The organism is Cellulomonas sp. S1-8, assembly GCF_026184235.1.
GTDB lineage: Bacteria > Actinomycetota > Actinomycetes > Actinomycetales > Cellulomonadaceae > Cellulomonas.
The window spans coordinates 2,678,685-2,698,583 of sequence record NZ_CP110806.1 but is presented as its reverse complement, the minus strand read 5'-3'; the positions used below and the strand labels follow the sequence as shown (position 1 = coordinate 2,698,583).

Here is a 19,899-nt window from a genome sequence, read left to right as displayed (position 1 = left end):
GGTGCCGGCCACCGCGGGGGTCCCTGCCCGCCCACGCCTCGGGGTGATGGGCGGCACGTTCGACCCCGTGCACCACGGCCACCTCGTGGCCGCGAGCGAGGCCGCCGCGCGGTTCGCCCTCGACGAGGTCGTGTTCGTGCCCACCGGGCACCCGACCTTCAAGCAGGGCCTCGACGTGTCGCCGCCCGAGCACCGCTACCTCATGACGGTCATCGCCACGGCGTCGAACCCGCGCTTCACGGTCAGCCGGGTGGACATCGACCGCGCAGGCCTGACGTACACGGTCGACACGCTCCGGGACCTCAAGGCCGAGCGTCCGGAGGTCGACCTCTACTTCATCACCGGTGCGGACGCGATCGCCCAGATCCTCACGTGGAAGGATGCGGTGGAGCTGTTCGACATGGCGCGGTTCGTGGCGGTCACCCGCCCGGGTCACGCACTGTCGGTCGACGACCTACCCGCCGGGCGGGTCGACGTGCTGGAGATCCCGGCCCTGGCGATCTCCTCGACCGACGTCCGCGCCCGTGCGCGTGCGGGAGAGCCCGTGTGGTACCTCGTCCCGGACGGGGTCGTCCAGTACATCGCCAAACACAGGTTGTATCGAGGTCCTGATGAGTGAACCCGGAGAGCGCCGCCGCCGTCGTGAGATGGAGCGAGCCGCCCAGGACGGCGGTCAGGGACCTGCGTCCCCGTCCGCCGGCGACGAGCAGTCAGCCCCCAGCTCGCGCCGCGCCATGCGCAGCCGACTGGTGACGCCGCCCACCGGCACCACCTCGGCGCCGCCCCCGGCGACCCCGGCGTGGTCCTCGGGTCCCGGTCAGCAGCCCGCACGTCCCGGCCCGGTGTCCGCGGGCCCGGTGTCCGCAGGTCCGGTGTCCGCAGGTCCACGGTCGACCCCGGCCGGTCCGGGCCCCGCCTCGCGGGGTCCGTCCGCACCGCAGGGTCCGCCGCCCGGCGCCGACTCGTCGCGGTCCCGGCGCTCGTACCGAGACTCGGCGCTCGACCCGACGTCCGGGCCCCGGTCCGGCAGTCCCGCAGCACCGCGGGCAGGCACACCGCCGCCCGCCCCGCGGCCCGCCGCACCCCAGCCCCAGCAGCGCCCCGCGCCCGCCCCGCGTCCTGCGCCCACGTCGGGCGCGCCGGCCTGGGGGCCTCGCCCGCCCCGCAGGGCGGCGCCGACCAGCGCGCCACGTCCCGCCCGTCGGCCGCACCGCAGCCCGCACCGTCCACGCCCTGGGGCCAGCAGCAGGGCGCGGCACCCGCGCCGACGCCGCGTCCCGCAACGGCACCCCGTCCGGCGGAGAGCCCGGGGTGGTCGCGCGAGAACGGTGCCGCACCCGCGTCGGGTGCACCCAGCTGGGCCGCGGCCGCGTCCTCGGCGCCGCCCGCGCCTCCCCGCACCTCCGCGTGGGGCTCCGGCACGCAGGCGCCGCAGGCCCCGGCGACGCAGCCCTGGACCCCGTCCGGCGGCCCCGCGCAGCCTGCTGCCCCGTCCGTCAGCTCGTTCCAGGCCGCCGCACCGGCACCGGTGGCGTCGCCCCCGGCGTCCCCGGCCTGGGCACCCGCGGGCGCGCAGGCCGCGCCGGCGCAGCCCGACGTCGCGACCCCGGCCGCGGCGCCGGACGCGTGGCCGCGCGCCGGTCGTCCGACGCCCGACGCGCCCGCGCGACCGACCGACGAGCCGGCCGCACCGCCCTGGGCCGCGTCCCGTCCGGCGACCGCCCCGGCGGACGCCGCAACGGACGAGGACGACGACGACTACGACGAGGACGACGACGACGAGCCGACGCGCCGCATGCACCCGTACACGTGGCTGCACGTGCTGGTGCTCGCCGTCGTGGCGTTCGTGCTCGGCTTCCTCATCATGCTGCTGGTCATCCAGACGCGCGGCGGTGAGGAGCCCGGCGAGACGGCGGCTGCGACCGTCGTGCAGGTCACCGGTCACGCCGGTCCGCTCTGACGCACCTGACACCTTCCGGCGTCGCGCCTCCGGTGCGACCCGTCCCGACACGACACGAGGAGCACCTGTGCCCGCGACCCCCCGCGCAATCGAGCTGGCCCACGCCGCTGCGCGCGCCGCATCCGACCTGAAGGCGCAGGAGATCATCGCGCTGGACGTCAGCGAGCAGCTGGTCCTCACCGACGTGTTCCTCATCGCGTCGGGCACCAACGAGCGGCAGGTCGGCGGGATCGTCGACGCCGTCGAGGAAGCGCTCCACCGCCTGGGCGCCAAGCCCGTGCGGCGCGAGGGCAAGGCGCAGGGCCGGTGGGTCCTCGTCGACTTCGGCGACGTCGTGGTGCACGTGCAGCACGCCGAGGACCGCGTCTACTACGCGCTCGAGCGGCTCTGGAAGGACTGCCCGCTCATCGAGCTGCCCCCCGAGGAGCGCGGAGAGCTGGCCGAGGCGTGACGCAGCAGCACCTGCTGCTGTGGCGGCACGCGCGCACGGCGTACAACGCGCAGGCGCGCCTGCAGGGCCAGATCGACATCCCGCTCGACGAGGTCGGGCACTGGCAGGCGCGCACGTCCGCCGCACGTCTCGCGGCACGGCACCGGCGGCCCGCCCGGATCGTCGCGTCGGACCTGACGCGCGCGGCCGAGACGGCCGGCTACCTCGGCCGGGCGCTGGGTGTCCCGGTCGAGCTCGACCCGCGGCTGCGGGAGCGCGCGTTCGGCGAGTGGGAGGGCCTGGCGGGTCACGAGATCGACGCCCGGTGGCCCGGGGAGTTCCGCGCCTGGCGTGCCGGTGGCGACCCCGTCGGGGTGGGTGCCGAGACGCGTGCGGACCTCGCCCGGCGGCTCGCGGACGCGGTCGCCGACCAGGTAGAGCGCACGGCGGGGCTCGGCGAGCTCGTCCTCGTGTCCCACGGCGCCGCGATCGGGTCGGTCGTCGCCGAGCTGCTGGGTCAGGACCCCGCGTGGCGGGGGTTCGTCGGCATGCACAACGCCCACTGGGCCGAGCTCGTGGCGGCCGGCACCGGTGTCGCCCCGGCGTGGCGGATGCTCGGCTACAACATCGGCCCGACGGACGCGTCGTCGGACTGGAACGCCGGGCCCGACCCCGAGCCGGCGGACGACCCCGACGGCTCCACCCGCGACCCCGACTGACGCTGACCGGGGCTGCGCGGGCCGCGGGGGCGATTCGCTTTCCGCGGCACGTTCGTCCTAGACTCTCCGGGCGCCCCTCGGGGGACGCACGGTCCGTCCGCGGACCACGGGGCTGTGGCGCAGCTGGTAGCGCACCTGCATGGCATGCAGGGGGTCAGGGGTTCGAATCCCCTCAGCTCCACCCGAGAGTGCTGGTCAGAGGCCACGCCGGGATCCTGGACACAGGGGCCGACGTGGCCTCTGGTCGTCCGGGGCGCGGACCTGCCGTGCCACCGAGCCGACGACGGAGCCGGTCGTGCCCTGCGGTCCGGGGGTGCGGGCCCCTTCCGCTCAGCGCTCCCTGACCGGGAAGGTCTCCGTGCGCGCGACCACGCGGTCACGCTCGGCGGCGAGCCGCACGCGTCGCGGGTCGGCGAGGTACGCGTCGAGCGCCGCCCTGCTGCCGAAGCGGTAGACCTGCACCTCGTGCGGGTGCCCGTCCGCGCCGTCCCCGACCACGCGCTGCAGCACGCGGGCGTCGTGGTCGGCGACGAGCGCGAGCACGGTGTCCTCGTAGCCCGACATCGCGGCCTCCTGCCCCGGGACCGCCCAGAGCAGGCAGCACAGCGTGAGCTCGCCCGCGTCGGCCCCGGGGGGCGTCCTGGGGGAGGCGGCGGGGTCGTCGCTGCCGGCGCGGCCCGCGACGAAGCGCGCGAGCGCGGGGTCGGTGGAGGTGATGCGGTCGACGACCTCGTCGCCCGTGCACGTCAGCAGGCCCACGGTGAGCTGCGCGCCGTCGCGCGACAGCACGCGCCACACCGCACCGGAGTCCTCCCAGCGCCGCAGGGCCGCGACCGCGTCGCGGACGGTGCCGTCGCCGGTCGTCGCGGGCCCCGTGCCGTCGTGCGTGCTCACGCGCGCCCCACCTCGTCGAGCGGCGGGGCGAGGCGCCCCTCGGGGTCGAGGCGCTGCAGCATCGTGCGGGTCAGGTCCTCGAGCTGGCGGACCTGGTCGGCGGTGAGCGCGTCGACGACCAGCTCGCGCGCCGTGGCGACGTGGCCGGGCGCCGTCTGCACGACGAGGTCCCACCCGGCGGGCGTGAGGTGCGCATTGGTGGCGCGGCGGTCCTGCGCGCACGGAGCGCGCTCGACGAGGCCGCGCTCCTCGAGGCGCCTGACGACGTGCGAGAGGCGGGGGAGCGTCGCGTTGGCGCGCTGCGCGAGCGCCGACATGCGCAGCGTGCGGTCCCGGGCCTCGGACAGCATCGCGAGGACCTGGTACTCGAAGTGCGTGAGCCCGGCGTCGCGCTGCAGCTGGGAGTCGAGCTGTGCGGGCAGGAGCTCGGCGACGGCGACGAGCCCGAGCCAGGCGCGCAGCTCGGCGGGGGTCAGCCAGGAGGTGTCGGAGGTCACTCCCCGGATTCTACTTGACGCGACAACTACGGCCTATCCGTGGTCGGCGCGGGGCCGTCGAGCCGCCGCACCGGCACCCCGAGGATCGTGAGCTCGGGGGCCGCCAGCGTGTCCAGGCCCTCGGGGACGAGGGGGAAGCCGTCGGGCGGTACGTCACCCACCCACACCCGCCACGTCCCGTCGGCCCGGTGCACCAGGGTGCGCACGACGAGCGCGGCGTCACCGGCGGCCTCGAGCGCCGCGGCGAGCGCGGGGGCGGCGGACGCGGGCACGAACCCGACGATCACGTTGCGCCACACCAGGACCAGCCGGTCGTCGGCGCCACGCTCCACCCGCATCCGCGCGGGCACGTCGACCGCTGCGGGTCGCTCGCCGAGCCCCAGCGCCGCGAGGATCGAGCGCTGCATCGCGGGCGCCTCGGCCGCGCAGAAGCCGGCGACGACGTCCGCGGGCACCTCGGGCCGGCGACGGAACAGGACCACGCGCCCAGCATGCCACGGCGCCCACGGCACGCCCCGGGACCGGGGCCCGTGCCCACCCGTCGGGCGCAGGGGGCGGGTGCGCTCGCCCGTCAACTACCTTTCTCCCGTGAGCGAAGCGCAGATCAGGTCGGACGTCCCACGCGGCGTCGTCAGCCACGAGGTACCGGAGCTCCTGCGCAACGACGTCCGGCTCCTGGGGGAGCTGCTCGGACGCGTCCTGCGCGAGGCCGGCGGGGAGGACCTGCTCGCCGACGTCGAACGCCTGCGGGAGCTGACGATCGCCTCGCACGGGGACCCTGACGGGCATGCGCTCGCCGAGGCCGAGGCGCTCGTGGCGGGGTTCAGCCACGGACGCGCCGAGCAGGTGGCGCGCGCCTTCACCTGCTACTTCCACCTCGCCAACCTGGCCGAGGAGTACCACCGGGTGCGCGTGCTGCACGACCGCGAGTCGCGGCTCGCGCCGCACGAGCTGGCGCCCGACGACTCGCTGCCCGCGGCGTACCAGCAGCTCGTCGACGAGATGGGCGAGGACACCGCGCGCGCCCGGCTGCGCGACCTGGAGTTCCGGCCCGTCTTCACGGCGCACCCGACGGAGGCGCGCCGACGGGCCGTCGCCCGCTCGATCCGCCGCGTCGCCGAGCTCGTCGCCGAGCGCGACACCCTGCACATCGGCGGCACGACGCTCGCGGAGAACGAGCGTCGCCTCCTGTCGGAGATCGACACGCTGTGGCGCACGTCCCCGCTGCGGGCGGAGAAGCCGACGGTGCTCGACGAGGTCGTGACGGTCCTGTCGATCTTCGACGCGACGCTCGCGGACATCCTGCCCACCGTGTACCGCCGTCTCGACGACTGGCTGCTCGAGGACGCCGCCGGCACGACCGCGCCCGTCGTCGCGCCGTTCGCGCGCCTCGGCACGTGGATCGGCGGCGACCGCGACGGCAACCCCAACGTCACGGCCGAGGTGACGCGCGCCGCGGCGATGCTCGCCTCCGAGCACGCGCTCGACGCCCTGCTCGCCTCCGCGCGCCGCACGGCCGACGGGCTCACGCTCGACGGCGTGGGCACGCCCGCGTCGCCGGGACTCAGCGCGCTGTGGCAGCGCCTGCGCTCCCTGTCGGAGGCGATGACGTCGCGCATCGCCAACGACGCCCCCAACGAGCCGCACCGCCGCGCGATGCTCGGCGTCATCGAGCGCATCGCGGCGACCCGTCGCCGCGACGCCGACCTGGCGTACCCGAGCGCCGACGCGCTCGAGGCGGACCTGCGCACCGTGCAGGACTCGCTGCACGCCGCCGGCGCCCGGCGCGCCGCCTACGGGGACCTGCAGCGCCTCCTCTGGCAGGTCCAGACCTTCGGCTTCCACCTCGCCGAGCTCGAGGTGCGTCAGCACTCCCAGGTCCACGCCGCCGCGCTCGCGGACATCGAGGAGCACGGCGTCGACGGCGACCTGCAGCCGATGACGGTCGAGGTGCTCGACACCTTCCGTGCGCTCGGGACGGTGCAGCGCCGGTTCGGCATCAAGGCCGCGCGGCGCTACATCGTGTCCTTCACGCAGTCCGCCGAGCACCTCGCCGCGGTCTACCGGCTCGCCGAGCTGGCGTTCGGCGGGGCGGACGACGCCCCGGTCATCGACGCGATCCCGCTGTTCGAGACGTTCGCCGACCTGCAGAACAGCATCGACATCCTCGACGGCGCGCTGGCGCACCCGCGCGTGCAGGAGCGGCTCGCCGCCAACGGCCGGCGGGTCGAGGTCATGCTCGGGTACTCCGACTCGTCCAAGGACGTCGGGCCCCTGTCCGCGACGCTGGCGCTCGACGACGCGCAGCGGCGCATCGCCGAGTGGGCGGACCGCAACGACATCGTGCTCACGCTGTTCCACGGCCGCGGCGGCGCGCTCGGTCGCGGTGGCGGCCCGGCGAACCGCGCCGTCCTGGCCCAGCCGCCCGGCTCGGTCGACGGCCGGTTCAAGCTCACCGAGCAGGGCGAGGTCATCTTCGCCCGGTACGGGGACCCGGACATCGCGACCCGGCACATCGAGCAGGTGACCGCTGCGACGCTGCTCGCCGACGCCCCGAGCGTCGTGCGCCGCAACGACGAGGCGGCCGCGCGGTTCGCGGACCTCGCCGCCCGGCTCGACGTGACGTCGCGCGAGCGGTTCCACGCACTGGTCCGCGCCGACGGCTTCCCGGCCTGGTTCGCCCAGGTCACGCCCCTGGAGGAGCTCGGACTGCTGCCCATCGGCTCGCGTCCGGCCCGCCGCGGCCTGTCGGTGTCGTCGCTCGACGACCTGCGTGCGATCCCGTGGGTGTTCTCGTGGTCGCAGGCCCGCATCAACCTGGCCGGCTGGTACGGGCTGGGGACCGCGCTCGAGGCGGTCGGGGACCTGGACGAGCTGCGCACGGCGTACGCCGAGTGGCCGCTGTTCGCGACGATCATCGACAACGTCGAGATGTCGCTGGCCAAGACCGACGAGCGCATCGCCGCGCACTACCTGGCGCTCGGCGACCGCGACGACCTCGCGGGCCTGGTCCTCGGCGAGATGGCGCTGACGCGGCGCTGGGTCCTGGCGACGACGGGCAGCACGGGCGTGCTCTCGCGGCGCCGGATCCTCGGCCGCGCCGTGCAGCTCCGCAGCCCGTACGTGGACGCGCTGTCGTTGCTGCAGCTGCGGGCCCTGCGCGGCCTGCGGACGGGTCAGGACGATCAGTCGACGGACGACCTGCGCCGCCTGCTGCTCCTGACGGTCAACGGCGTCGCCGCCGGTCTGCAGAACACCGGCTGACGCGTCAGCGGGCGGGCACGGTCCGCGTGCCCGCCCAGGCGCGCAGCGCCGCGACGCGCTCCGCCATGACGACGGCCAGGGGGCGCGTCGTACGCAGCTCGGTCAGCACGGTCGCGGCGTCCAGCGTCCCGCCGTGCGCGTGGGCGGCGTAGGTCGCGGCGACGACGGCCTGCTCGATCTCCGCACCGGAGAAGCCCTGCGACGCGGCGACCAGCGGCGTCGTCTCGTCGTCACGCAGCGCCAGGCCCCGGCGGGTGGCGTGCAGCCGCAGGAGCGCCGACCGCGCGGCCTCGTCGGGCAGGTCGACGAAGAAGAGCTCGTCGAACCGGCCCTTGCGGACCAGCTCGGGCGGCAGCGCGGCGATGTCGTTGGCGGTCGCGGCGACGAAGACGCGGGACCCGCGGTCGGCCAGCCACGTCAGCAGGGTCCCCAGGACCCGCCGTGACGAGCCGCCGTCGCCGTCGCTGCTCGCCACCGCCTTCTCGATCTCGTCGACCCACAGCACGCACGGCGCGAGTGCGTCGGCAGCGGCCAGCGCGTCACGCAGCCTGCGCTCGGACTCGCCGACGTACTTGTCGTGCACACCGGCCAGGTCGAGGCGCAGCAGCGGCACCCCGAGGATCGAGGCGGCGGCGCGGGCCGCCAGCGACTTGCCGCAGCCCTGCACGCCGAGCAGCAGGACGCCGCGCGGCGCGTCCAGGTGCGGCGCCGAGCCGTCCATCGCCGGGCGGCGCAGCAGCAGCCAGCGCACGACGCGGTCCAGGCCCACGACGTCCCCGGGGGCGACCGTCGCGTACTCGTAGGACAGCACGCCGTCGGCCGACAGCGCGTCGAAGCGGGCGCGTTCGACGACCGGCACGTCGCGGACGGTGAGCGCGCCGTCGTCGACGATCGCGCCGTGCGCGAGCCGGCCGACCTCCGCGCGTGACAGCCCGGCGAGGCGCTGCACGAGCAGCTCGCGTGCGTGGGCGTCGACGTGCGGCAGCTGGCCGGTCACCTGCCCCCAGGCCGCGACCGTCCGGTCCACGATGAGCGCGCGCTCGGCGGCGGACGGGAACGACACGGGCAGCCGCACGGCCAGGTGCTCGACCTCGCGGGGCAGCGTCAGCGCGTGCGACACGAGCACCAGCGTGCTGCGCAGACCCATGGGTCGCTGCGCGACGTCCTTGAGCAGGCGCACGACGACCGGGTCGTCGAACCACGGGTGCAGGTCGAGCAGGACGTACACGGCGGGCGCGACACCGTCCGCGATCGAGCGCAGCAGCGCCGGAGGTTCGCTGTTGTGCAGCTGGGACCCGCCGAGGTCCACGTCGAGCCGGCGCAGGCCGTCGGTCACGCTCCAGCGGAAGACGGGGTGCGGCGCGCGGCCGCCGGGCGGGCGCGACGCGGCGCGCAGCACGAGCTCGACCGCGCCGGCCTCGTCCTCGGTCTCCAGGACGACGATGGGCGTGCGTGCCGCCACGAGGGCCGCGAGGTCGTCGCGGGTGGGGTCCGGGTGCACGCGGGTCACGCTAGCGCCGCCGCGTGCCGCGACCGTGCGTCGCGGCCCGGCGCACCCGAACTTCCACCCGCACGCCGCAGCGGCGGCCACGACGGGACCGTCAGCGGGGGAGGGAGAGCACCGCCGGCACGGGCGCACCGGCCGCGAGCAGGTCGAGGACGAGCCGCTCGTGCGGGACGACCTCGTCGGGCAGGGCGCGCAGCGGGAACCAGCCCATGGCGGCTGCGCGGTCCGGCTCGGTGAGCACCGGCTCGCCGGTCCACGTCGTCACCTCGAAGAACACGTCGACGCGCTGCTCGACCTGCGGGCCCGTGCGCTCGAAGCGGTGCAGGGCCGTCAGCGGACGCAGCGCGGCGGGCGCGACGACGACCCCGGACTCCTCGGCGGCCTCGCGGACCGCGGCCTCGTGGACCGACTCGCCGGGGTCGACGTGACCGGCCAGCACGGCCCACCACCCGTCCATGTACCCCGTGCCGGCGCGGCGCTGCAGCAGCACCTCGTCGCCGTCGCGCCCCGGGCGGCGCAGCACGACGTAGGCGGCCGCGACCAGCAGGGTGCGCCCCGCGGCGTGGTCGTCCGGTGCGTAGCCGTCGGGGTCGGGTGCCATGGCCGGGAGTCTGGCACGGACGACCGACGCGCGGCCCGTGCGGTGCTCGCTCACCCGTCCGACGTCAGGTCCATGTGCAGGATCTCCCACACGTGGCCGTCCGGGTCGGCCAGCGTGCGCGCGTACACGGGGCCGTCGTGCTGGGTGGCGCGGAACTCGCTGCCGCCGGATCGGAGCGCGGCGGCAGCGAGCGCGTCGACCTCCGCGCGCGACGCCGCGGTCAGGCAGTGCACCACCTGCGTGCTCGACCGCGCGTCGCCGACCGGCAGGTGCGTGCAGCCGGCGAACCGCGCGTGGTCCTGGAGCAGGACGCAGATCGCGTCGGAGACGACGACGCACACCACCTGCGCGTCGCTGAACATCTCGTTCACCGCCAGCCCGAGCCCGGTGTAGAACGTCCGGGACGCCGCGAGATCCCGCACCGGCAGGTTGACGAAGATCATGCGGTGCACGGGTTCTCCAGCGGGTGCGTGCGGACGGACGTCACCGGTGCCGACCTGCGCCGGACGCCCGGCTCATCGGGGGATGTGCGATGTCGGTGGTGGCGGTTAACGTCGTCGTGTGACGACGACCACATCCGAACAGACGTCCGGCACCGGCGGGGCCACCGCTCCCGTCCCGGTCGACCTGACGGCCGACGAGTTCGCGGAGCGCCTCGCTCCCATGCGTCGCGAGATCCTCGCGCACTGCTACCGCATGACCGGCTCGGTCCACGACGCCGAGGACATGCTCCAGGAGACCTACCTGCGCGCGTGGCGCGCGATGCGCGGCTTCGAGAACCGTTCGTCCCTGCGCACGTGGATGTTCCGGATCGCGACGAACACGTGCCTGACGCACCTGGAGGGCCGTCGCCGCCGGCCCCTCCCGACGGGCCTGGGTGCGCCCGCCTCGGACCCGCGCGACCAGCCGCGCGAGGACCTGAGCACACCGTGGCTGGAGCCGCTGCCCGACGCGCTGGTCTGGGCGCGACCGCCCGTCGACCCCGCCGAGACGGCCGTGCACCGGGACTCCGTGCGCCTCGCGTTCGTCGCCGCGCTGCAGCACCTCACGGCGCAGCAGCGCGCCGTCCTGCTGCTGCGCGACGTCCTCGCGTGGTCGGCGGCCGAGGTGGCGGACGCGCTGAACCTGTCGGTCGCGGCCGTGAACTCCACGCTGCAGCGGGCGCGGGCGCACATGGCGGGGGTGCAGGACACGCCGCCGCTCGAGCCGACGGATCCCCGCCGGCAGGAGCTGCTCGCGCGCTACGTCGCGGCCTTCGAGGCGTACGACATCGCGGCGATCGTCGACCTGCTCGCGGCGGACGTGGTCTGGGAGATGCCGCCGTTCCCGGGCTGGTACACGGGCCCCGAGGCGATCGGCGAGCTCATCGGCACGTGGTGCCCGGCCAGGGGCCCGGGCGACATGCGGCTGGTGCCGACGGCCGCCAACGGGCTGCCCGCGTTCGCGCTGTACATGCGGGACGCCGAGGGCCGCCACCGGGCGTTCCAGCTGCAGCAGGTCACCGTCACCGGTGACGGCGTGCGGCACGTCACCGTGTGGTTCGGGGCCGAGCTGTTCGCGCGGTTCGGGCTGCCGGAGCAGCTGGCGTAGCCCCTGGCCGCCGTCGCGGCGACGGGCGGTGCCCCGACGACGGGCGGTGCCCCGACGACGGGCGGTGCCACGACGACGCCGAGCCCGGAGGCCGGGGGTCCTGACGTACCAGGACCGCCGGCCTCCGGGCTCGGCGTACGTGCAGGGAGGTCAGGCGGCGGGGTTGCTCGCCGCCGCGCCGGCCCGTCCGCGGCCGCGCCCGCCGCGGCGACGGCGGGGCGCGCCCGCCGCGTCCGAGGACGGTGCGCCCGCGTCGCGACCGGCCGACGGGCCGGTGCTGCGCTGCTGCGGCGCGGTGCTGCGCGCGTCGTGCGTGCGTGCGGTCTCCGGGCCCCCGGAGGTCCACACCACGGCAGGACCCGCCGGTCGCGACGCGGCACGCGAGCCGCCGCGGCGACGTGCGGCCGCGTCGGACGTGTCCGCCGCGCGCGGGGTGCTGCCCGGTGCGGACTGGCCCCGGGTCGGTGCCGCCTGCCCGCGCGACGGCGTGGACCGGCCGCGCTGCGACGACTGGCCGCGGCCCGCCGACTGCTGCGCACCGCCGGACCGTGCACGACCCGAGGAGCGGTCGCTCGACATGACGCTGCCGGACACGGCGTGCGTGGGGGCAGGCGTCCCGCCGTTCTCGGTGGCGACGGTGCCCGGCGCGTCGGCCAGCTGGCGGACCAGCGCGTCGCCGGGCGTCACCGCGACCGGCGTGACCGTGATGCCCGCGGCACGCGTCATCGCCCGGACGTCGGCGCGCTGCTCGGGGAGCTGCAGGGTCAGCACGGTGCCGGAGGCGCCCGCGCGGGCGGTGCGGCCCGAGCGGTGCAGGTAGGCCTTGTGCTCGGCCGGCGGGTCGACGTGCACGACGAGCTCGACCTCGTCGACGTGGATGCCGCGCGCTGCGATGTCGGTGGCGACGAGCACGCGCGCCTTGCCGGAGGAGAACGCCGCGAGGTTGCGCTCGCGCGCACCCTGGCCGAGGTTGCCGTGCAGGTCGACAGCGGGGATGCCCGCCAGCGTGAGCTGGCGCGCGAGCTTCTTGGCGTGGTGCTTGGTGCGCATGAACAGCACACGGCGACCGGAGCCGGCCGCCAACATCTCGACGACGGCCTTCTTGGCAGCAGCGTCGGCGACCTCGAGCACGTGGTGCGTGCTGGCGACCACGGTCTGCGCGGCGGGGTCGACCGCGTGCTCGACGGGCGTCGTCAGGTAGCGGTCGACCAGCGTGCCGACGCCGTTGTCGAGCGTCGCGGAGAACAGCAGGCGCTGACCGCGCGTCGGCGTCTTGTCCATGAGGCGCCGCACGACGGGCAGGAAGCCGAGGTCGGCCATGTGGTCGGCCTCGTCGAGGACGGTGATCTCGACGCCGTCGAGCGTGACGAGGTTCTGCCGCAGCAGGTCCTCCAGGCGCCCCGGGCAGGCGACCAGGACGTCGACGCCCCGGTCGAGCGCGGTGACCTGACGCGACTGCGCCACGCCGCCGAAGATGGTGGTGGTGCGCAGGCCGGCAGCGGCTGCGAGCGGGGCGAACACGGCCTCGATCTGCGTCGCGAGCTCACGCGTGGGGCACAGGACCAGGGCGCGGGGGCGACGGGCACGGCGCTGCGTGCCGGACGCGGCGAGGCGCGCCACGACGGGCAGCGCGAACGCGAGCGTCTTGCCGGAGCCCGTGCGGCCGCGGCCGAGCACGTCGGCGCCGCGCAGGGTGTCCGGCAGCGTCGCGGTCTGGATGGGGAACGGGGCGGTGATCTGCTGGTGCGCGAGCGCGCGGACCAGCACCTCGGGCACGCCGAGGTCGGTGAAGGTCGTCACAGGATGGTGCCTCTCGGGCTGTTGAAGTCGGGGTCCGCCGCACGATTCCCGGGGGGACTCCACGACGCGGGCGCGCGGTCGATCGCGCTGCCTCTCGGACCCACTCTCTCACATCCCGCGCAGGGAGCCCCGTGCGATGCGCGTCGGTGCAGGTCAGCGACCTGCCACGGACGTGTCCCGCGGGGCGTCGAGCGCAGCGCGCAGGACGGTCGTCGCCGCCGGAGCCCAGCCGGGAGGCGGTGCGACGGCTGCCCACGCGTCCGCGTACTCGCCGACGAACGTGTGCCCGTGCCCGGCCGGTGCCTCGCCCGCGACGAACAGGTCGATCCCGACCCGGAAGAACGTCGCGACGGGGAACCAGCGGACGTCCGGGAGCACGTCCTCGCCGCGCTCCTCGCGCAGCCAGTCGGGGCGCTCGAGCAGCAGGTCCGTGGACCACCACGTGACGCCGTCGGACGCGTGCTGCAGGTACACGACGCGGGGCCGCTGCCACGTCGCCTCGCCGGCGATGAGGGACGCCCCGTCGTCGGAGCGCAGCGCGACGCCCCAGCGTGCCGTGCGCCCCTCGTCGAGCACGGGGTGGATCTCGCGCGACCCGGGGTCGCGTTCCTCGGTGAGCTCGCGCCACAGGGGGGTGAAGCCGGGGGTGCCGGCCCACACGGCGCCGTCGGTGCGGGCCACGACGTCCGGCAGGCTCGCGAACGCGCCCTGCGAGCCGAAGCTGCCGAGCGAGATGCCGAACGCGTAGAGCGCGGGCCGGTCGTCCGGGGGCAGCTGCGACCAGCGCGCGTGCACGGCCTCGAAGAGCGCACGCCCGGCCTCGGGCGGGGCGGAGCGGTCCCCGACGAAGCTCACCCAGCTCGGCAGGTAGGAGTACTGCATCGCGGCGATCGCGGTGTCCCCGCCCCACAGCAGCTCGATCGCGGCGGCGGACGCGGGGTCGACCCAGCCCGTGCCCGTCGTGGTGACGACGACGAGGACCGAGCGGTCCCACGCGTCCGTGCGGTCGAGCTCGTCGACGACCAGCTCCGCGAGGTCGTCGAGCTCGGTGTGGCTGTCGAGGCCCGCGTAGACGCGCACCGGTTCGCGCACCTCGCGGTCGAGCCCGACCGCTGCGGAGAGCCGCTCGAGCTCGGCGACGTCCGGACCTCCTGCGACGAACCGGCGCCCTTCTCGCCCCAGCGAGTCCCACGCGGCCAGGGACCCCGGTGACCCGCTGCGACTCGGGTCGGTCGGCGGCTCGTCGCCCTCGTAGGTCTCCTTGTCGAGCGCCCCGAACGTCGAGGTGAGGACGTTCATCCCGCCCGCGACGATCGTGCCGTCGAGCAGGAGGAACGTGGCCACGCCGACCACCAGGACCGCGACGAGGCGGGCCACCACCGGAGGCAGGAGCCGGCCCGTGAGGCGGGCGACGGCCGCCACCACCGCCCGCAACCCGCGCGCGGCAAGCACCAGCAGCAGGGCCAGGACGACCGCGAGCGCCAGCACCAGCAGGGGCCGGGCCGGCACGGGTGCGCCCATGTCGAGGAGCTCGCGCGAGCGCGCCTGCCAGTCGGCGTCGACGAGCAGCGCCCAGACGACCACGACGACCGCGAGCGCGGCGCACGTGCGGCGCACGAGCACCCGGCGCTCGGGCGGCCACGGCGCGCGGAGCCCGATGCGTCGCCCGCCCCACCCGACGAGGGCGCCGACGCCGTACCCGATCGCCGCGCAGGCGCCGGCGATCGCGCCCTGGTAGAGCGGGCTGCGCGGCATGAGCGACGGTCCGAGCGCAGCCGCGAACATCACGAGCGCCCCGATCAGGCCCGTCGGGGAGAAGCGCGCCCACCACCGGGCGACCGCCGCCCCGAGGCGTGCGGCACGTCCACGTGCCGTCGGGCCGGGTGGCGCGGCCCCGGGGGACCCCACCGCACCGTCCACCGTGGTCGCGTCGCCGGACGCCCCCGTCGCCATGCCCAGCACTGTCCCACGCGGTGGCGTCCCGTGTCCGCAGGTCAGTCGCTCCAGGTGGAGAGCTGCAGGTCGAGCAGGTCGGTACGGTCGCGGGTGGGTACCGTGGGTCCGGACGGCCGAGGGGCCGTCGGACGGGCGGACGACGATGAGCGACACCGGGTACGGGGACTTCGAGTTCGAGCGTCGGTTCGTCGCGCGCGGCGTGCCCACCGAGCTGCTCGACGCGGCCCCTGCGCTCATCGTGCAGAGCTACTACCTGGCCGACGAGGGGTTCGCGCTGCGCGTGCGCGCCCAGGTGTCGGCCGTCTCCCGTGTCGACGTCCGCGACGACGAGCTGACGCTGCTCGAGCGGTACGCCGACCGGGTCGACTTCTGCGCGGTCACCGTCAAGGGCCCGATGAACGCCGGCACGCGCTACGAGGCGGAGCGGGAGATCGACCCGCTGGTGGGCGTCGAGATGGTGCGCCGCGGCGGCGAGCGCGTCGCCAAGCTGCGCCACTCGGTCTGGCTGGGGGAGGACGGCTGGGTGGTCGACGTGTTCGCGGGGGCGAACGCGCCGCTCGTCGTGGCCGAGGTCGAGCGCGGGGGACCGGTCACGGACCTGGCCATCCCCGACTTCTGCGTGACCGAGGTGACGACCGACCCGCGCTTCGCGAACGACGGTCTGGCCCACACGCCGTACGTGCGCTGGGCCGCGGCATGGGAGGCCGAGTTCGCGCGCCGTGGGCCGCAGTTCCTTCCCGGATTCGGCCGCGACCACCGCATGACCGGGATCTGACCGGCATCTGACCAGGATCTGACCGGCGCGGCGGAGCAGGCGACTCAGCCCGTGGCCCCGTGGCCCTCCGGCACGCGCTCGTCGTCGCGGACGGGACCGGGCGGCGTCCCGTCGCCGAACGGCCGCCCGCCCAGCGCCTGGCGGCCGTGCGGGGTCAGCCACCCGTGCAGCTCGGGGCCGCGCGGCACGATCCCGGACGGGTTGATGTCGCGGTGGACCCCGTAGTAGTGCTGCTTGACGTGCACGAAGTCCACGGTGTCGCCGAAGCCGGGGGTCTGGAACAGGTCGCGCGCGTACGCCCACAGCGCCGGCATCTCCGTCAGCCGGTGGCGGTTGCACTTGAAGTGCCCGTGGTAGACGACGTCGAACCGTACGAGCGTGGTGAACAGCCGCACGTCGGCCTCGGTGATCGTGTCGCCGACGAGGTAGCGCCGAGCGGTCAGGCGCTCCTCGAGGCGGTCGAGCGCGGCGAACAGGCGGTCGTACGCGCGGTCGTACGCCCGCTGCGAGCCGGCGAACCCGCACCGGTACACGCCGTTGTTGACGTCGCGGTAGATCTCCGCGGCGACCTCGTCGATCTCGCCGCGCATCGCCTCGGGGTACAGGTCGGGCGCGCCGGGCCGGTGGTGAGCGGTCCACTGCGTCGACAGGTCCAGCGTCATCTGCGAGAAGTCGTTGGTGACGACCGCACCCGACGGCACGTCGACGATCGCGGGCACGGTGATGCCCCGGGAGTAGTCGGGGTCCCGCCGCAGGTAGGCGTCGCGCAGCCGCTCGATCCCCAGGACGGGGTCGACGCCACCCGGATCGAGGTCGAAGGTCCACGAGCGTTCGTCGTGGGTGGGGCCGCAGATGCCCATCGACAGCGCGTCCTCCAGGCCCAGCAGGCGGCGCACGACGACCGCACGGCTGGCCCAGGGGCACGCACGCGACACGACGAGGCGGTAGCGGCCGGGCTCGACGGCCCAGCCGTCGCGGCCGTCCGCGGTGATGCGGGTGGTCAGGTAGCGGCTGTCCCGTTCGAACTCCGCACCGGGCGTGGAGTAGACGCCGGGTCGGTCGTGCGCGGTGGTGCCGTCGGGGGCCGGCGTTCCGGGGGACTGGTCCATCGTCGGATGATGCCTCTTCGGCCGCGTCCCCGCAGGTCGGAGTGCGCGGACGGCACCGCGGCGCGGGGATCTGTCCGGGAGTGCGCCGCTTCGTGCCGGGCGGGCCCCGGCGGACCTGCCTACAGTGGCGAGCCTGCGGCGCTGCGCCGTCCGATCGCCGGGAGGTACGCGTGCACGTGTCGAGGGACGTCCGCAGGGTGCGGCTGCGCGCCCGGTGGGGCAGCGCGCTGCTGGTCGTCGCGCTGCTCGGCGGGTGCACGTGGGGCACCCCGGAGGCGGCGACGTCCGCGACTTCCGCGACCCCCAGGCCGTCCCCGACGCCCGAGCCGCTGACCGCCGTGGTGGCCGCGTCGCCGGCGCCCGCGACGGTCGTCACGGGTGACGACGCGCACGCGGCGCTGACGACGTCGACCACCCTGCTCACGTCCGCGCCCGTGGTGGTCGTCGCGGCGGTCGGCGACGTCGCGGGTACGTTGACCGCCGCGAGCGCCGCCGTCGCCGTGGGCGCGCCGGTGCTGCTGGCCGGTGGCGGCGTCGACGTCGCGGGCGAGCTCGACCGGCTCGGGACGGAGCACGTCCTCGTCGTCGGTGACGTGCCGGCGGACGCGGTCCCCGCGGGGGTCGGCACGGTGGCCGTGGCGGCCGGTGCCGACGCCGACACGCTGCAGGACGCCACCGGGCACGAGCTCGGGGAGACGACCGACGTCGCACCCGGCGGCGAGGCGGCGGCCGTGCGGGCGCTGACCGGACCCGCGCCGGCCGTGCTCGTCGCGCAGGGCGCTGCGCCGACCGCAGACCCCGTGCCGACGGGCGACCCGGTGCCGACCGACGACCCGTCGCCGACCGGCGACCCGTCGCCGACCGGCGACCCGACCACCCCGGCAGCAGCGGGCGTGACGCTCCCGCCCACCACGCCCACGACCGCCGACGGTGTCCTCGCGCTCGCGGACGCGCCCGTCCCGCTCGCCGCCGCCGCGACGCTGCGCGCGTTCGGCGTCGAGGTCCTCGACGTGCCCGGTGGGGACCCGCGCGCGACGTCGGCGTCCGTGCAGGCGCTCGCGGCGGCCGCGCCGGGGGCGGTCCTCGGGTACGGGGGGACGTTCGGTGCGCCCGAGCAGCTGGCCGCCCGTGTCGCGACCGCGCGCACGGGCGTCGAGCTGCCGGGCGGCGGTCAGCTCGTGTTCCCGACCGTGGCCGGGCTGCCCGGCAAGAAGTACGTGGCGCTGTACGGAACCCCCGGGACGGCGTCGCTGGGCGTGCTGGGCGAGCAGGACGTGCCCGCGACGATCGCGCGCGCCGAGCAGCACGCGGCGCCCTACCGGGGGCTCACGTCGGACACGGTCGTCCCGGCGGTCGAGATCATCGCGACCGTCGCGTCCGCGGGCGCCGAGCCCGACGGCAGCTACTCGCGTCGCCGGGCGGTCGAGGACCTGCGCCCGCTGGTGGACGCCGCGGGTGCCGCGGGTCAGTACGTGGTGCTCGACCTGCAGCCGGGTCGCACGGACTTCGTCACGCAGGCCCAGGCCTACACCGAGCTGCTGGCGCTGCCGCACGTCGGCCTCGCCCTGGACCCCGAGTGGCGCCTCGCGCCCGACCAGGTGCACCTGCGGCAGATCGGCACCGTCGGGATCGACGAGGTCAACGCGACGGCCGCGTGGCTCGCGCAGCTCACGCGCGAGCGGCAGCTGCCCCAGAAGATGTTCGTCCTGCACCAGTTCTCGCTGCGCATGATCGGCGAGCGCGAGCGTCTCGACACGTCCCACGAGGAGCTCGCGCCGCTGATCCACGTCGACGGGCAGGGCAGCCAGCCCGCGAAGGCCGGGACGTGGCAGGCGCTGCGCAACGGCGCACCCCCCGTGCACTGGGGGTGGAAGAACTTCTACGACGAGGACGTCCCCATGCTCGACCCCGTGCAGACCTACCAGGTGCAGCCCGTGCCGGACCTCGTCACGTACCAGTGAGCGCGCGGGGCCGCTAGCGTGGACGGGTGACCGAGAGCCCCACGACCGGCGTGCGCGTCGGCGTCCAGATCCAGCCCCAGCACGCCGACTACGGTCAGATCCGTGACGCGGTGCGCCGCGCGGAGGACCTCGGCGTCGACGTGGTGTTCAACTGGGACCACTTCTTCCCCCTGAGCGGGGAGCCCGACGGCAAGCACTTCGAGTGCTGGACGATGCTCGGCGCGTGGGCGGAGCAGACCAGCCGCGTCGAGATCGGCGCGCTGGTGACCTGCAACTCCTACCGCAACCCCGAGCTGCTGGCGGACATGGCACGGACCGTCGACCACATCAGCGGCGGTCGGCTGATCCTCGGCATCGGTGCGGGCTGGTTCGAGCGGGACTACACCGAGTACGGGTACGACTTCGGCACCGCGGGATCGCGGATCGCGGACCTGGCGCAGGCGATGCCCCGCATCCGCGCGCGGTGGGCCGCGTCGAACCCGGTGCCGACGCGCGACATCCCGGTGATGATCGGCGGCGGCGGTGAGCGCAAGACGCTGCGCATCGTGGCGGAGCACGCCGACGTCTGGCACACGTTCGGCGACGTCGAGACGCTGCGGCGCAAGAGCGGCATCCTCGACGAGCACGGGGTGGCCGTCGGACGCGACACGGCGTCGCTGGTGACGCGGTCTCTCGGCGTCGACGGGTCCGACCCCGCACAGGTCGGTGCGGAGCTGCTGGCCGCGGGCGTGCGGCTGTTCACCGTCGGCACGAGCGGGCCGGACTACGACCTGTCGCAGGCCGCCGCCTGGGTGAGGTGGCGCGACTCGCTCGCCTGACGCGCGCCGCCGCTGCGG

The 19,899-nt window shown here is 75.7% G+C and carries 18 protein-coding genes and 1 tRNA gene; 10 read left to right on the top strand and 9 right to left on the bottom strand.

Annotated elements, in window-relative coordinates:
• Position 1 precedes the first annotated feature (1 nt).
• From nadD to OKX07_RS12105, 5 genes are all read left to right on the top strand, one after another.
• Positions 2 to 619 (top strand): nicotinate-nucleotide adenylyltransferase, encoded by a 618-nt coding sequence (gene nadD / locus OKX07_RS12125; RefSeq protein WP_265628324.1) that lies wholly within the window; start codon positions 2 to 4, stop codon positions 617 to 619.
• Between the two features lie 909 nt (positions 620 to 1,528).
• Complete coding sequence (locus tag OKX07_RS12120) at positions 1,529 to 1,960, top strand: hypothetical protein (RefSeq protein WP_265628323.1); 432 nt, start codon at positions 1,529 to 1,531, stop codon at positions 1,958 to 1,960.
• Between the two features lie 67 nt (positions 1,961 to 2,027).
• Positions 2,028 to 2,411 carry a ribosome silencing factor gene (rsfS, locus tag OKX07_RS12115; protein ID WP_265628322.1) on the top strand — a complete coding sequence of 128 codons (384 nt, stop codon included), beginning with the start codon at positions 2,028 to 2,030 and terminating at the stop codon, positions 2,409 to 2,411.
• Positions 2,408 to 3,109, top strand: a complete 702-nt coding sequence (locus tag OKX07_RS12110) for a histidine phosphatase family protein (RefSeq protein WP_265628321.1) — start codon at positions 2,408 to 2,410, stop codon at positions 3,107 to 3,109. The genes rsfS and OKX07_RS12110 overlap by 4 nt, the downstream gene beginning before the upstream one ends.
• A 108-nt stretch (positions 3,110 to 3,217) precedes the next feature.
• Positions 3,218 to 3,290, top strand: a tRNA-Ala gene (locus OKX07_RS12105).
• A 149-nt stretch (positions 3,291 to 3,439) separates the two neighbouring features.
• On the opposite strand, the gene OKX07_RS12100 is transcribed toward OKX07_RS12105, so the two are convergent.
• The 3 genes from OKX07_RS12100 to OKX07_RS12090 are packed head-to-tail and all read right to left on the bottom strand — an operon-like array spanning position 3,440 to position 4,982.
• A complete protein-coding gene (locus tag OKX07_RS12100) occupies positions 3,440 to 4,003 on the bottom strand; it encodes a hypothetical protein (protein ID WP_265628320.1) in 564 nt (187 codons plus the stop codon).
• Positions 4,000 to 4,500 (bottom strand): MarR family winged helix-turn-helix transcriptional regulator, encoded by a 501-nt coding sequence (locus OKX07_RS12095; protein WP_265628319.1) that lies wholly within the window; start codon positions 4,498 to 4,500, stop codon positions 4,000 to 4,002. The genes OKX07_RS12100 and OKX07_RS12095 overlap by 4 nt, the downstream gene beginning before the upstream one ends.
• A 26-nt stretch (positions 4,501 to 4,526) precedes the next feature.
• On the bottom strand, positions 4,527 to 4,982 hold the full coding sequence (locus OKX07_RS12090; protein ID WP_265628318.1) for a hypothetical protein: 456 nt from the start codon (positions 4,980 to 4,982) through the stop codon (positions 4,527 to 4,529).
• A 106-nt stretch (positions 4,983 to 5,088) separates the two neighbouring features.
• Between OKX07_RS12090 and OKX07_RS12085 the strand changes: the two genes are divergently transcribed.
• Positions 5,089 to 7,764, top strand: a complete 2,676-nt coding sequence (locus OKX07_RS12085) for a phosphoenolpyruvate carboxylase (RefSeq protein WP_265628317.1) — start codon at positions 5,089 to 5,091, stop codon at positions 7,762 to 7,764.
• Between the two features lie 4 nt (positions 7,765 to 7,768).
• On the opposite strand, the gene OKX07_RS12080 is transcribed toward OKX07_RS12085, so the two are convergent.
• The 3 genes from OKX07_RS12080 to OKX07_RS12070 all read right to left on the bottom strand — a co-directional run bounded on the left by OKX07_RS12080 (position 7,769) and on the right by OKX07_RS12070 (position 10,315).
• The gene (locus OKX07_RS12080; protein ID WP_265628316.1) at positions 7,769 to 9,265 is read right to left on the bottom strand and encodes an AAA family ATPase; all 1,497 of its coding nucleotides are present in this window, start codon (positions 9,263 to 9,265) and stop codon (positions 7,769 to 7,771) included.
• 100 nt (positions 9,266 to 9,365) lie between these two features.
• Positions 9,366 to 9,872: an NUDIX domain-containing protein gene (locus tag OKX07_RS12075; RefSeq protein ID WP_265628315.1), complete on the bottom strand. Its 507-nt coding sequence runs from the start codon at positions 9,870 to 9,872 to the stop codon at positions 9,366 to 9,368.
• 50 nt (positions 9,873 to 9,922) lie between these two features.
• A complete protein-coding gene (locus OKX07_RS12070; protein ID WP_265631915.1) occupies positions 9,923 to 10,315 on the bottom strand; it encodes a VOC family protein in 393 nt (130 codons plus the stop codon).
• A 118-nt stretch (positions 10,316 to 10,433) separates the two neighbouring features.
• Here OKX07_RS12070 and OKX07_RS12065 point away from each other — a divergent pair, with 118 nt between their 5' ends.
• The gene (locus OKX07_RS12065) at positions 10,434 to 11,462 is read left to right on the top strand and encodes a sigma-70 family RNA polymerase sigma factor (protein ID WP_265628314.1); all 1,029 of its coding nucleotides are present in this window, start codon (positions 10,434 to 10,436) and stop codon (positions 11,460 to 11,462) included.
• A gap of 150 nt (positions 11,463 to 11,612) precedes the next feature.
• Here OKX07_RS12065 and OKX07_RS12060 read toward each other — a convergent pair whose 3' ends face one another.
• Positions 11,613 to 13,262, bottom strand: a complete 1,650-nt coding sequence (locus tag OKX07_RS12060; RefSeq protein ID WP_265628313.1) for a DEAD/DEAH box helicase — start codon at positions 13,260 to 13,262, stop codon at positions 11,613 to 11,615.
• Positions 13,263 to 13,415: 153 nt separating this feature from the next.
• Complete coding sequence (locus tag OKX07_RS12055) at positions 13,416 to 15,215, bottom strand: alpha/beta hydrolase (protein WP_265628312.1); 1,800 nt, start codon at positions 15,213 to 15,215, stop codon at positions 13,416 to 13,418.
• Between the two features lie 145 nt (positions 15,216 to 15,360).
• On the opposite strand from OKX07_RS12055, the gene OKX07_RS12050 reads away from it, so the two are divergent.
• Entirely contained in the window at positions 15,361 to 15,993 is a 633-nt protein-coding gene (locus tag OKX07_RS12050) for a hypothetical protein (protein WP_265628311.1), read from the top strand.
• 44 nt (positions 15,994 to 16,037) lie between these two features.
• Here the strand turns inward: OKX07_RS12050 and OKX07_RS12045 are convergent, their stop codons facing one another.
• The gene (locus OKX07_RS12045; protein ID WP_265628310.1) at positions 16,038 to 17,102 is read right to left on the bottom strand and encodes a glutathione S-transferase family protein; all 1,065 of its coding nucleotides are present in this window, start codon (positions 17,100 to 17,102) and stop codon (positions 16,038 to 16,040) included.
• Positions 17,103 to 17,272: 170 nt separating this feature from the next.
• On the opposite strand from OKX07_RS12045, the gene OKX07_RS12040 reads away from it, so the two are divergent.
• Together OKX07_RS12040 and OKX07_RS12035 are read left to right on the top strand one after the other, a co-directional pair.
• Entirely contained in the window at positions 17,273 to 19,063 is a 1,791-nt protein-coding gene (locus tag OKX07_RS12040; RefSeq protein ID WP_265628309.1) for a hypothetical protein, read from the top strand.
• Positions 19,064 to 19,089: 26 nt separating this feature from the next.
• Positions 19,090 to 19,881 (top strand): LLM class F420-dependent oxidoreductase, encoded by a 792-nt coding sequence (locus tag OKX07_RS12035; protein WP_265628308.1) that lies wholly within the window; start codon positions 19,090 to 19,092, stop codon positions 19,879 to 19,881.
• Positions 19,882 to 19,899 lie beyond the last annotated feature (18 nt).

Excerpts from the sequence above, each read along its gene's own strand:
- OKX07_RS12045 (WP_265628310.1), bottom strand. The coding sequence starts at position 17,102 with ATGGACCAGTCCCCCGGAACGCCGGCCCCCGACGGCACCACCGCGCAC.
- OKX07_RS12055 (WP_265628312.1), bottom strand. The coding sequence starts at position 15,215 with ATGGCGACGGGGGCGTCCGGCGACGCGACCACGGTGGACGGTGCGGTG.
- OKX07_RS12075 (WP_265628315.1), bottom strand. The coding sequence starts at position 9,872 with ATGGCACCCGACCCCGACGGCTACGCACCGGACGACCACGCCGCGGGG.
- OKX07_RS12070 (WP_265631915.1), bottom strand. The coding sequence starts at position 10,315 with ATGATCTTCGTCAACCTGCCGGTGCGGGATCTCGCGGCGTCCCGGACG.
- OKX07_RS12050 (WP_265628311.1), top strand. The coding sequence starts at position 15,361 with ATGAGCGACACCGGGTACGGGGACTTCGAGTTCGAGCGTCGGTTCGTC.